The sequence below is a fragment of the Stenotrophomonas sp. 05N423 genome, from assembly GCF_056397145.1.
In genome coordinates this window covers 112,977-125,343 of record NZ_JBFTMV010000010.1, presented here as the reverse complement: position 1 = coordinate 125,343, position 12,367 = coordinate 112,977, and the positions used below count along the sequence as shown (strand labels likewise).

Annotated in this window: 8 protein-coding genes; 4 read left to right on the top strand and 4 right to left on the bottom strand. The window is 70.0% G+C overall.

The genetic code is table 11. The features are described from left to right. The first annotated feature begins 111 nt into the window (after nucleotides 1-111). Both AC1DGW_RS14895 and pbpC read left to right on the top strand, forming a co-directional pair. Complete coding sequence (locus tag AC1DGW_RS14895) at nucleotides 112-5,007, top strand: alpha-2-macroglobulin family protein (protein ID WP_478024510.1); 4,896 nt, start codon at nucleotides 112-114, stop codon at nucleotides 5,005-5,007. Nucleotides 5,008-5,190: 183 nt separating this feature from the next. Next, nucleotides 5,191-7,530: a penicillin-binding protein 1C gene (gene pbpC / locus AC1DGW_RS14890; RefSeq protein WP_478024508.1), complete on the top strand. Its 2,340-nt coding sequence runs from the start codon at nucleotides 5,191-5,193 to the stop codon at nucleotides 7,528-7,530. A 213-nt stretch (nucleotides 7,531-7,743) separates the two neighbouring features. On the opposite strand, the gene AC1DGW_RS14885 is transcribed toward pbpC, so the two are convergent. Beyond that, nucleotides 7,744-8,319, bottom strand: coding sequence for a ferritin-like domain-containing protein (locus AC1DGW_RS14885; RefSeq protein ID WP_478024444.1), 576 nt, complete (start codon nucleotides 8,317-8,319; stop codon nucleotides 7,744-7,746). Between the two features lie 31 nt (nucleotides 8,320-8,350). After that, a complete protein-coding gene (locus AC1DGW_RS14880) occupies nucleotides 8,351-8,833 on the bottom strand; it encodes a redoxin family protein (protein WP_478024442.1) in 483 nt (160 codons plus the stop codon). Between the two features lie 179 nt (nucleotides 8,834-9,012). On the opposite strand from AC1DGW_RS14880, the gene AC1DGW_RS14875 reads away from it, so the two are divergent. Then, the gene (locus tag AC1DGW_RS14875) at nucleotides 9,013-9,882 is read left to right on the top strand and encodes a S1 family peptidase (protein ID WP_478024440.1); all 870 of its coding nucleotides are present in this window, start codon (nucleotides 9,013-9,015) and stop codon (nucleotides 9,880-9,882) included. A 58-nt stretch (nucleotides 9,883-9,940) separates the two neighbouring features. After that, nucleotides 9,941-10,843 carry a DnaJ C-terminal domain-containing protein gene (locus tag AC1DGW_RS14870; protein WP_478024438.1) on the top strand — a complete coding sequence of 301 codons (903 nt, stop codon included), beginning with the start codon at nucleotides 9,941-9,943 and terminating at the stop codon, nucleotides 10,841-10,843. Between the two features lie 47 nt (nucleotides 10,844-10,890). On the opposite strand, the gene pilH is transcribed toward AC1DGW_RS14870, so the two are convergent. Both pilH and AC1DGW_RS14860 read right to left on the bottom strand, forming a co-directional pair. Next, nucleotides 10,891-11,277: a twitching motility response regulator PilH gene (pilH, locus tag AC1DGW_RS14865; RefSeq protein ID WP_056931350.1), complete on the bottom strand. Its 387-nt coding sequence runs from the start codon at nucleotides 11,275-11,277 to the stop codon at nucleotides 10,891-10,893. Nucleotides 11,278-11,370: 93 nt separating this feature from the next. Further along, nucleotides 11,371-12,366: a YhdH/YhfP family quinone oxidoreductase gene (locus AC1DGW_RS14860; RefSeq protein ID WP_478024435.1), complete on the bottom strand. Its 996-nt coding sequence runs from the start codon at nucleotides 12,364-12,366 to the stop codon at nucleotides 11,371-11,373. Nucleotide 12,367: the final 1 nt, after the last annotated feature.

The window sequence follows — 12,367 nt, the reverse complement described above, 5'->3', positions numbered from 1 at the left end:
GCCGGCACGCCCTGCGATGGCGTGCCGGCGCGCACACAAGGCGTATGCGGGCGGCGGCTATACTCGCCGCGTCTGCAGGAGGACGCCATGGGCAACAGGAAGTGGAAGCACATGCGGTGGGCCGCGGTGGCGCTGGTGGCGCTGGCCATGCTCGCCGGCTGCAAGCGCAACGAGACCGGGCAGCTGCCCGGCGCCAGCGGCGAGGCGATCCAGGCCAAGCGTGACGAGGTCAAGGGTTTCGCGCTGGTGCGCGTGTGGCCCGACCAGAAGGGCGGCGACGGCCTGTCGCTGGCGGTGGAGTTCTCGCAGCCGCTGGTCGGCACCCAGGACTTCGACAAGCTGCTGCGCTTCGAGGAGAAGGTCGGCACCGAGGACAGCAGCTGGTCGCTGTCCGACGATGGCAAGACCCTGCGCTATCCCTACGTCGAGGCGGCCAAGGATTACACCCTGATCGTCTCGGCCGACCTGCTCGCCGCCGACGGCAGCCGCCTGGGCAAGGAAGTACGCCAGCAGGTGTTCACCGGCGAACTGAAGCCGGCCGCCGGCTTCGCCTCGCAGGGCAGCGTGCTGCCGGCGCGCGAGAGCCGCGGCCTGCCGGTGGTGTCGGTCAACGTGCCGGAAGTGGACGTCGAGTTCCTGCGCGTGGGCGAGAAGAACCTGCCCACCTTCTTCAGCCAGTACCAGCGCGGCGGCCGCCGCGGCAGCTGGGAGCTGGACAGCGACTACGGCGAGCACACGCCGATCTCGCAGCTGGCCGATCCGGTCTACGTCAACCGCTTCGTGCTCGGCGGCAAGCCCAACGAGCGGGTGCTGACCTACCTGCCGATCCAGGACATCAAGGAACTGCGGCAGCCCGGCCTGTACTTCGCGGTGATGAAGCGCGCCGGCAGTTTCGAGGGCGAGTACGACACCGCGTTCTTCACCGTCAGCGACATCGGCCTGCACACCCGCGCCTACAAGGAGCAGCTGTTCGTGCACACCGCCTCGCTGGCCTCCGGCGCGCCGGCGAAGAAGGTCGAGCTGCGCGTGCTCGACGGCAAGGGCGAGACCATCCTCAAGGGCCAGACCGACGCCAACGGCAACGCCCTGCTCAACTACACGCTTGACGCCTCGCACGTGCTGGTGGCCTCCAGCGGCGGCGACACCACGATGCTGCCGTTCAACCAGCCGGCGCTGGACCTGAGCGAGTTCGCCGTGGCCGGGCGCCAGGACGCGAACTTCGACGTGTTCGCCTGGTCTGGCCGCGACCTGTATCGCCCCGGCGAGACCGTGCGCGTGTCGGCGCTGCTGCGCGACAACGACGGCAAGCCGCTCCCCGCCCCCGAGAAGGATGGGCAAGCGGTGTTCCTGCGGCTCAAGCAGCCCGACGGCAAGATCTTCCGCGAGACCCGCCTGCAGCCGGGTGCGCAGGGCTATTTCAGCTTCGAGCAGGCGATCCCGGTCGAGGCGCCGACCGGCCGCTGGCAGGTGGAGTTCCGCACCGACCCGGCCAGCAAGGAAGCGGTGCAGGGCATGACCCTGCGCATCGAGGAATTCCTGCCCGAGCGCATGAAGCTGGACCTGGACAGCGCGCAGAAGACGCTCAAGCCGGGCGAGCCGCTCAAGCTGCAGGCCGACGCCGCCTACCTGTACGGTGCGCCGGCCGACGGCAACCGCTTCACCGCCAAGCTGGCGGTAGCGGTGGAACAGCATCCGGTGGAGTCGATGCCGGGCTGGTTCTTCGGCGATCCGACCGTGGCACTGCCGCGCGAAGCCAACGACGTGATCGACACCACCCTGCCCAGGGACGGCAAGCTGCGCGAGGACATCGCGCTGCCGGAAGAGGTCGGCAAGGGCACGACGGTGGCGGCGGTGGTGTCCGGCAGCGTCTATGAGACCGGTGGCCGCACCGTCACCCGCACGCTCAAGCGCGTGCTGTGGCCGGCGCCGGCGCTGGTCGCGGTGCGCCCGCTGTTCAGCGATGCCGACGGCGCCGACGCCAATGCCAACGCGCGCTTCGAGCTGCTGCGCGTGGATGCCGACGGCAAGCCGCAGCCGGCCAAGGGGCTGAAGCTCACCCTGGTGCGCGAACTGCGCGACTACCACTGGACCTTCACCGACAACCGCTGGGACTACGACTTCACCCGCCGCTTCGAGAACAAGGAAACCCGCACCGTCGATGCCGGTGCGACCTCGGCGAAGTTCGATTTCCCTGTGGAGTGGGGTGAGTACCGGGTGGACGTGTTCGACCCGGCCACCGGCCTGACCACGCGCTATCCGTTCCGCGCCGGCTGGAGCTGGAACGACGACAACCGCGGCCTCGACGCGCGCCCGGACAAGGTCAAGCTCGCGCTCGACAAGACCGGCTACAAGGCCGGTGACACGCTGAAGGTGACGTTGACCCCGCCGCATGCCGGCCGCGGCGTGCTGATGGTCGAAAGCGACCACATGCTCTACGTGCAGGACATCGAGGCCAAGCCGGGCAGCACGTTTGAAATCCCGGTTACCCAGGACTGGGAGCGGCACGACGTCTACGTCACCGCCCTGGTGTTCCGTGGCGGCAGCGCGCCGAGCAAGATCACCCCGGCGCGCGCGGTGGGCGTGGCGCACGTGCCGATGGACCGCCGTGACCGCCGCGTCGCGGTGGGCCTGGTGGCGCCCACGCAGATGCGCCCCGAGCAGCCGATGACGGTCACCGTCAGCGCGCCGGAACTGGCCGGCAAGCCCGCGCACGTCACCGTCTCGGCGGTGGACGTGGGCATCCTCAACATCACCCGCTTCCCGGTGCCCGACGCCAACGCGCATTTCTTCGCGCAGCGGCGGCTGGGCGTGGATGCCTACGATATCTACGGGCGGGTGATCGAGAGCTTCGAGGGCAACAGCGGCAAGCTCAGGTTCGGCGGCGACATGGCGCTGCAGGCGCTGCCGCAGGCGCGGCGCCCGACCGCGCGGGTGCAGACCGTGGACCTGTTCTCCGGCCCGGTCGCGCTCGATGCCAAGGGCAATGCGCGCATCGCCCTGCAGGTGCCGGACTTCAACGGTACGCTGCGGGTATCGGCGCTGGTGTATTCGGATGCGCGCTACGGCAACCGCGACGTGGAGACCCTGGTGCGCGCGCCGATCCTGGCCGAAGCCAGCATGCCGCGGGTGATGGCGCCGGGCGACCGCAGCACGGTGACCCTGGACGTGCAGAACTTCACCGGCAAGCCCGGCGAGTTCGCGGTGCGGGTGGACGGCGAAGGCCCGCTGGCCCTCGGCGAACCGGCGCGCCGGGTGCAGCTGGCTGCCGACGCCAAGCAGACGCTGAGCTTCCCGCTCACCGCGCAGGAGGGCTACACCGTGGCCAAGGTGCGGGTGCGTGTGGACGGCAACGGCTTCAAGGTCGACCGTCGTTACGACCTGCCGGTGCGCGCGGCATGGCCGCAGGTGCTGCGTTCGCAGACCCGCACGCTCGACCCGCTGGCGCCCATCACCTTGGACGGCGGTTTCGCTAGCGGGCTGATGGCCGGTTCGGTCAACGCGCGCATGCTGGTCAGCCCGCTGCCGCCGATCCCGTTCGCCTCGGCGCTGCAGGGGGCGTTGAACTACCCCTACGGCTGTGCCGAACAGACCACCAGCAAGGGCTACGCCGCGCTGCTGCTGGACCAGGCGACCTCGGCCATGCTCGGCGCCGACGGCCTGGACGCCAAGGCCCGCCGCGAGCGCATGGAAGGCGCCTTCGGGCGGCTGGCCTCGATGCAGGTGGCCAACGGCAATTTCTCGATGTGGGGCAACGACGACTACGTCAACCCGGCGCTGACCCCGTACATCGCCGAGTTCCTGCTTGATGCCAAGGACGCCGGCTTCGCGGTGCCGGACAACGTGCTGCAGAAGGCGCTGAACCGGATCAGCGAGGACCTGCTCAGCGGCGGCAACCAGTTCTACGGGCAGGACCGCCGCGACGCGCTGAAGTTCGCCAACCAGGCCTACTCGGGCTACGTGCTGGCGCGCGTCAACCGCGCTCCGCTGGGCACGCTGCGCGCGCTGTACGACAACGAACGCGGCAAGGCGGTGACCGGCCTGTCGTTGGTGCACCTGGGCGCGGCGCTGTCGCTGCAGGGCGACGGCAAGCGAGGCCAGGCCGCCATCGCCGCCGGCTTCGGCATGGCCGGCAAGGACCGCCCGGCGTACTTCGGCGATTACGGCAGCCCGCTGCGCGACGACGCGTTGATGATCGCGCTGCTGCACGAGCGCGGCCTGGCCAAGCCCGAGTACGACGCGCGCGCGGTCAGCCTGGGGCGCACGCTGGATGCGCGCCGCAACAGCGGCTGGCTGTGGCTGAGCACGCAGGAGCAGGTGGCGCTGGCGCGGCTGGGCAAGGCGCTGATGGCCGACCAGAAGAAGTTGGTGTCCGGCGAACTGGCGGTGGGCGAGGCGCGCGAAGCCATCGACGCGCGCAAGCTGTTCGCGCGCGTGTTCGATGCCGCGCAGCTGGCGCAGGGCGTGCGCTTCACGCCGCAGGGCCAGGCGCCGATGTTCGCCAGCCTGGAGGTGGCCGGCATTCCGCGGCAGGCACCGGCGCCGGACAACAGCGTGATCGGCATCGAGCGCGACTGGTTCACCACCGACGGCAAACCGTGGAGCCCGCGGCCGCTGAAGGAAGGTGAGGCGCTGATCGTGCGGCTGAGCGTCACCGCCAACACCGCCATGCCCGACGCGCTGCTGACCGACCTGCTGCCGGCCGGCCTGGAGATCGAGAACTTCAACCTCGGCGATGCAAAGCAGTGGGCCGACGTGGTGGTGGACGGCATCCAGATCAACGACCGCTCCAATGCCGCCGATGCCAAACACGAGGAGTTCCGCGACGACCGCTACGTGGCCGCGCTGAATCTCTCGCGTGGCAGCACCGCGCGGGTGTTCTACCTGGTGCGTGCGGTCACCCCGGGTACCTACACCGTGCCGCCGCCGCTGGCCGAGGACATGTACCGCCCCGAGCTGCGCGGCGTCGGGCGCTCCAGCCCGACCACGATCACCGTCGTGCAGCCGTGACGGCCACCGCGGGCGCCTTCCCAGACAGGCGCCCGCGCTGCAACGAATGGACAGCGGATGGCGAGCGGTACATCACGGACACCAGCAGCACAAAGTCCCTCTCCGCCCGAGAGAGGGGTTGGGGTGAGGGCCGGAAGCAATAGCGGTCCCGAAAAGAAAAGGGAATCCAAGGGTTTTCCACGCCTGTTCCGCCGCCTCCTGCCATGGCTGCGCTGGGGCACGGTGGCCGCGCTGTCGCTGCTGCTGGTCCTCGACCTCGCCTTCCCGCCACCGTTGCCGAAGTCGCGCGACACCAGCACCCTGGTGGTCGCCCGCGACGGCACGCCGCTGCGTGCCTTCGCCGATGCGGAGGGTGTGTGGCGTTATCCGGCCGATGCCAAGGCCGTGTCGCCGCTGTACCTGCAGGCGCTGCTGACCTACGAGGACCGCTGGTTCTGGCGCCATCCCGGCATCAATCCGTGGGCGCTGCTGCGCGCCGGCGGACAGATGCTGGCCGAGCGCCGCATCGTCTCCGGCGGCTCCACCCTGACCATGCAGGTGGCGCGCATCCTCGATCCGCACACGCGCACGCCGTGGGGCAAGGTCAAGCAGCTGCTGCGCGCGCTGCAGCTGGAAGCGCACCTGGACAAGGCGCAGATCCTGGACCTGTACCTGGAGCGCGCGCCCTACGGCGGCACCATCGAGGGCGTGGAGGCGGCCAGTTGGGCCTACCTGGGCAAGCCGGCGTCGCGCCTGTCGCATGCCGAAGCGGCACTGCTGGCGGTGCTGCCGCAGTCGCCGAGCCGGTTGCGCCCGGACCGCCATCCCGAAGCCGCGCAGCGTGCCCGCGACAAGGTGCTGGCGCGCATGGCCGAACTCGGCGCGTGGTCGGCCGAGGACGTGGCCGACGCGCGCGTCGAACCGGTGGTGGCGCGCTCGCTGCAGCAGCCGCTGCACGCCGCCTTGCTGGCGCAGCGCCTGCGCAGCGCCCAGCCGCGCGCGGCGCACATCCAGACCACGATCGACAGCAGCCTGCAGCGCACGCTGGAAGAACGCGTGGCCGCGTACTTCTCGCAGCTGCCCGAGCGCACCTCGGCCGCGCTGCTGGTGATGGACAACACCACGCTGGAGGCGCGCGCCTACGTCGGCTCGGTGGCGTTCGGCGACAAGCCGCGGCTGGGCCACGTGGACATGGTGCAGGCCTGGCGTTCGCCCGGCTCCACGCTCAAGCCGTTCCTGTACGGCATGGCGCTGGACGACGGGTTGATCCATTCGGAAAGCCTGCTGGTGGATGCGCCGCAGAGCTTCGGCGGCTATCGACCCGGTAACTTCGATGCCGCCTTCAACGGCCCGGTGGGCGCGGCCACCGCGCTGCGGCTGTCGCTCAACGTGCCGGCAGTGGACCTGCTCGACCGCGTCGGCCCGTCGCGCTTCGCCGCGCGACTGGGCAACGCCGGCATCAGGCTGCGTTTCCCGCACGGGGTGGCGCCCAACCTGGCGCTGATCCTCGGCGGCACCGGCGCGCGCCTGGAAGACCTGGTCGGCGCCTTCGCCGCGCTCAACCGCGAGGGCATCGCCGGCCGCGTGCGCTACACCCCGGACGATCCGCGGATCGAGCGCCGGCTGGTGTCGCCGGGCGCGGCGTGGATCGTGCGCGACATCCTGCAGTCCAATCCGCGCCCCGGTTACGGCGTGGGTACCTTCGACACCGGCAGCCGGCCGCCGGTGGCGTGGAAGACCGGCACCAGCTACGGCTACCGCGACGCCTGGGCGATCGGCAGCACCCGTCGTTATACGGTCGGCGTTTGGGTGGGGCGCCCGGACGGCACGCCGCTGCCCGGCCAATACGGCGCGGTCACCGCGCTGCCACTGATGTTCGAGGTGATCGACAGCCTGCCGCGCCAGCCCGGCGACAGCGCCGCGCCGGCGATGCCGGCCAGCGTCGGCGAGGTCGAGGTGTGCTGGCCGCTGGGCCTGCCCGCCGCCGATACGCCGCCGGCCATGTGCCAGCGGCGGCTCGAAGCGCTGTCGCTGGACGGAACCGTGCCGCCGACCTTCGCCGAACGCGATGCGCGATTGTGGCAGTCGGGCCAGGTGCGCTTCGAGGTCGATGTACGCAGCGGCCAGCGCCTGTCGGCCGGTTGCGAGGGCCACCCGCAGCGACAGGCGCGCGAGGTGGCGCGCTGGCCGGCGCTGGCCTCGCCCTGGCTGTCGCAGGCACAGCGGCAGGCGCAGCGCCTGCCGCCGCTGGCGCCGGATTGCCCCGACGATGGCCGCGGCAACGACGGCATGCTGCATATCGACGGGCTCACCGACCGCGCCACGCTGGCGCGCGCGCCCGGCGCCACGCACGGCCCGCGCCTGCAACTGCGGGCGATCGGCAGCGAGGCGACGGTGCAGTGGCTGCTGGACGGGCGCTGGATCGCGCAGACCGAAGGCGCGCGCACCTTCGTACGCGACTTCGACGAACCCGGCGAACACAGCCTCACCGCGCTGGCCGCCGACGGCGCCTGGACGCGCGTGCGCTTCCGCGTGGCGCATTAAACGGTGCGCCCTCGTAGGTGCGAGGCTTGCCTCGCACGCTCTTCGTGACCGATGCCGGGAAAGCTACGGGTTACTCGCCGATTCGGCCGCGGCGTCTGCGTTTCCGCGTGGCGCGGTTATCGTGCCTGCGTAGGTGCGAGGCTCGCCTCGCACGCCTTTCGTGGCCGATGCGGAGAAAGCCACATGCCGGGCAAGCCCGGCACCTGCGGCGCGTTACTCGCCGATCCACCCGTCGAGCATGTCGGCGAAGTCGTCGGCGTGTTCCTCTTCCTGCGCCAGGATCTGTTCGAGGATGCGCTTGGTGGTGGTGTCCTTGTCGCCGACGAAGTTGATCATCTCGCGGTAGCTGTCGATGGCGATGCGTTCGGCGATCAGGTTCTCGCGCACCATGTCGCGCAGGTTGCCGCCTTCCTTGTACTCGGCGTGCGAGCGGGCGGTGAGCGTATCCGGGTTGAAGTCCGGCTCGCCGCCCAGCTGCACGATGCGTTCGGCCAGCATGCCGGCATGCGCCTGCTCCTGCTGCGCGTGCTCCAGGAACTCGGCCTTCACCGCGTCGGCGAGCATGCCCTTGGCCATGTAGTAGTGGCGGTAGTAGCGCAGCACGCAGACCCACTCGGTGGCCAGCGCGTCGTTGAGCAGCCTGATCACCATCTTCCGGTCGGCACTGTAGGTCGGCGTGATCGCGCCGTCCTCGATGCTCTTGCGCGCGTTGGCGCGCAGGGTCTTGCGGTCGGTGATGACGGTCGCCGGGACGGTCATGGCCTTCTTGCTGGCGGGCTGCTTGCTCATGGCTGGCGTGCTCCGTGGTGGAAAGGGGGCGCTACTCCGGAAGATGGGCGAGCATGTACTCGGCCGAGGACACCTCGAACTTGCCCGGCTCCTCGACATGCACGCCGCGCACGATGCCGTTGTCCACGTACAGCGCGAACCGGCGCGAGCGCATGCCCATGCCCGACCCGCTGGCGTCCATCTCCAGGCCCAGTGCACGGGTGAAGTCGCCGTTGCCGTCGGACAGCATCATCAGCCCGTCCGGCACCGATTGCGCCTTCGCCCAGGCCTGCATCACGAACGGGTCGTTCACCGCCATGCAGAACACCTCGATGCCGCGGCTGCGGAACTGCTCGAAGTGCTCGACATAGCCGGGCAGGTGGCGCGCCGAACAGGTCGGGGTGAACGCGCCCGGCACTGCGAACAGCACCACCTTGCGGCCATCGAACAGCGCCTGCGTGTCGATGGTTTCCAGGCCTTCGCGGATGCGCTTGAGGGTCACTTCCGGGATGCGGTCGCCGACGTGGATGGTCATGGGGTTCTCCTGCTCTGGGTTGAAGTCTATGGACCGGGGGCTCAGGAGCGCGTCAACGGCTTGGAAAGACCGTCTTCACACCGTATTTCCCGGCATGGGAACGATACCGGCATTGTCGCCGCTAGAATGGCGTTCCGACGCTTTCCGGCGCCATGTCAGTCCACACCAAGGCATCGCACGTGACCCGACTCCTGCTGCTCCTGTTGCTTGCCGCGGTGTCATCGACCGCCGCTGCCGTCGTGATCCGGCACGATGTCGATGACGCGAAGTACCGGATCCCGGCTTCCGGTTTTCCCGCCCTGGCCGACATGCCTGGCGAAGGGCACGGCGTCCTGATCGCACCGCAATGGGTCGTCACTGCGGCCCATACGATCCCGATGCATGCGCCGCTCAGGCAGGTGAACATCGGCGGCGTCGCCCGGGAGGTGGAGCGCGTTGTCACGCATGCCGGCTACAGGACGCTGCCGAAGGAACTGGTCGACCAGGCCATGGCCAGCGGGGAGGCCATGCTGATCGTGGTGTTCCTCGCCTCATCCGACGACATCGCGCTGGTCAGGCTGACCAAGCCGGTGACGGATGTCGCTCCCGTCGCCCTCTACCGCGACAGCGACGAACCGGGCCAGGTCGTCCAGATCGTGGGGAAGGGCGCCACCGGCACGGGCGCCACCGGGCATGATCCCGCCGGCCCGAACCGGACGGAGCTGCGCCGCGCGTTCAACAAGGTCACCAGTGCCTACGACCGCTGGTTCTGCTACGTGTTCGACGAGCCGCCCGCGGCCCTGCCGCTGGAAGGCGTCATCGGCAACGGCGACAGTGGCGGTCCGGTGCTCATCCAGGTCGATGGGCAATGGCGCCTGGCCGGGCTGGCTTCGTGGAAGGTCGTCCAGGGCAACGTCGTGACCGCCCGGCCTGGCCGCTATGGCCAGACCGTCTGCAATGTCCGCCTGGGTCACTACCTCGCGTGGATCGAGAGCGTGATGGCCGGTCAGGCGCAGGCGGAGGCTTACAATTCACTCGACAGGCCGACGCCGCTCCGCGGCGGAACCTGATTCTGGCAAAGGCCGTTGCCACCAGGTGGCGGTCCCGATTTTCTGCAAAGGTGTCTGGATGGAATTCAAGGATTACTACGCGACATTGGGCGTGGAGCCCACGGCCGGCGATGCCGAGATCAAGACCGCCTACCGGCGGCTGGCGCGCAAGTACCACCCGGACGTGAGCAAGGAAGCCGGCGCCGAAGAGAAGTTCAAGGCGGTCAACGAGGCCTATGAGGCGCTGCGCGACCCGGCCAAGCGCCAGGCCTACGATCAGCTGCGCGCGCGCGGCTACCGGCCCGGCGAGGAGTTCCAGGCGCCGCCGGATTTCGGCGGTGGCCAGGGCTTCGACTTCGAGGAAGTGTTCGGCGGCGGTGGCGCCGGCGGCGGCTTCAGCGATTTCTTCGAGAGCCTGTTCGCGCGCCAGCGCGGCGGTGGCGGCCGTGCGCGTGGCGGTTTCGAGGGCTTCGGCGGCAGCGCCGGCCCGCAGCCGATGCGCGATACCCGCGCCAAGCTGTCGGTGCCGCTGGAGGCGGCCTACGGCGGCGACACGCTGCGCATCAACGTCGATGGCCGCCAGCTCGACGTGCGCGTGCCCAAGGGCATCCGTCCGGGACAGGTGATCCGCCTGGCCGGGCAGGGCAGCGGCGGCGGCAACCTGATGCTGGAAGTGGAATACGCCGCGCACCCGCAGTTCGAGGTGGACGGCCGCAACATTCTCTACACCCTGCAGGTCACGCCCTGGCAGGCGGCGCTGGGCACCAGCATCAGCGTGCCCACGCTGGGCGGTGCGGTGGAACTGAAGGTGCCGGCCGATTCGGACAGCGGCCGCAAGCTGCGCCTGCGCGGCCGCGGCCTGCCGGGCAAGCCGGACGGCGACCAGATCGTCGAACTGGAAGTGATCGCCCCGGTGGCGACCAACGAGGCCCAGCAGAAGGCCTACCGCGCACTGGCCAAGGCCTTCGGCGAAAAAATCTGAAGCATCGGAATCGGTAGGAGCGCACCAAGGTGCGCTCCTACGCTGTATCAGGCTTCGGGCAGGTCGCCGCCGCCCTCGAACACCCGTGCGATCACCTCGGACAGTTCGTCCTCGGAGAACGGCTTGGTGATGTAGGCCTTTGCGCCCTGGCGCATGCCCCACAGGCGGTCGGTGTCCTGGTCCTTGGTGGTCACCAGCACCACCGGGATGTGCGCGGTGCTGGCTTCGCGCTTGAGCGTGCGCGTGGCCTGGAAGCCGTTGAGGTTGGGCATCACCACGTCCATCAGCACCAGGTCGGGCAGGACCGACTTGGCGGCCTCCACGCCGGCGGCGCCGTCGGTGGCGGTGAAGGTTTCATGCCCCAGTTTTTCGACGATGCGCTGGATGCCGAGCAGCTGCGACGGCGAATCGTCCACGATCAGGATGCGCGCCACGTTCTTCCCCAAGATGATGTCGCCCGCGTAGTGTCGGCTTGCCGGCGGCGCGAAGCAACCTGTATGCGCGTCGCGCGGCCGTAGCGGGCGGTTTCAGTCGATTCTTACCATCGTGCGCCCGAACGAGCCGCCGGCCAGCATGGTGGCGAAGACATCCGGCAGGCCGTCCAGGCCGACCTCGCGCGTGCAGATGGTGTCCAGGTGGCGCGGCTTCCAGTCGTCGCCCAGGTGCTGCCAGACCTGTTCGCGGATGTCGCGCGCGGTGCCGGCCGAGGCCACGCCCAGCAACGACACGCCGCGGATGATGAAGGGCATCACCGTCATGTCCAGCGTCGCGCTGGCGGCCAGGCCGGCCGAGGCGACATTGCCGTAGGGCACGGTCTGCGCCAGCAGGCTGGTCAGCATGGCGCCGCCGACGTTGTCCAGGCCGCCGCCGAAGCGCGCCGATTCCATCGGCCGGGACGTGGCCAGCGCCTCGCGCCCCAGCACTTGGCTGGCGCCGAGCATGGTCAGGTAGTCCTTCGCCTCGGCCTTGCCGCTGATGGCATGCACCTCGAAGCCGGCGCGGCTGAAGATGTCCACCGCCAGCGAGCCGACGCCGCCGGTGGCGCCGGTCACCGCCAGCGGGCCGTGGTCCGGCGTCTGCCGGTTGTCCTTCATGCGCAGCAGCGCCAGTGCGGCGGTGAAGCCGGCCGTGCCCAGCACCATGGCCTCGCGCAGCGACAGCCCCGCCGGCAGCGGGATCGCCCACTTCGATTCCAGCCGCACGTACTGGCTGTAACCGCCATCGCGGGTCTCGCTCAGGCCGCAGCCGGTGGCCAGCACCGCATCGCCCTCGCGGAACGCCGGGTCGGTGGAGGCCACCACCTCGCCGGCCACGTCGATGCCGCCCACCAGCGGGAAGCGGCGCAGGATCTTGCCCTGGCCGGTGCCGGCCAGCGCGTCCTTGTAGTTGACCGAGGACCAGCGGGCGCGCACCACCACCTCGCCGGGGCTCAGCTGGTCCAGCGCGATCTGCTCCAGCCCGCCGCGGTAGCCGGCGTCGTCGTTGTGGATGCGGAAGGCGGTGAAAGGGGCGTGGGCGGACATG

Excerpts from the sequence above, each read along its gene's own strand:
- AC1DGW_RS14895 (WP_478024510.1), top strand. The coding sequence starts at position 112 with ATGCGGTGGGCCGCGGTGGCGCTGGTGGCGCTGGCCATGCTCGCCGGC.
- AC1DGW_RS14885 (WP_478024444.1), bottom strand. The coding sequence starts at position 8,319 with ATGAGCAAGCAGCCCGCCAGCAAGAAGGCCATGACCGTCCCGGCGACC.
- AC1DGW_RS14880 (WP_478024442.1), bottom strand. The coding sequence starts at position 8,833 with ATGACCATCCACGTCGGCGACCGCATCCCGGAAGTGACCCTCAAGCGC.
- AC1DGW_RS14870 (WP_478024438.1), top strand. The coding sequence starts at position 9,941 with ATGGAATTCAAGGATTACTACGCGACATTGGGCGTGGAGCCCACGGCC.
- AC1DGW_RS14860 (WP_478024435.1), bottom strand. The coding sequence starts at position 12,366 with ATGTCCGCCCACGCCCCTTTCACCGCCTTCCGCATCCACAACGACGAC.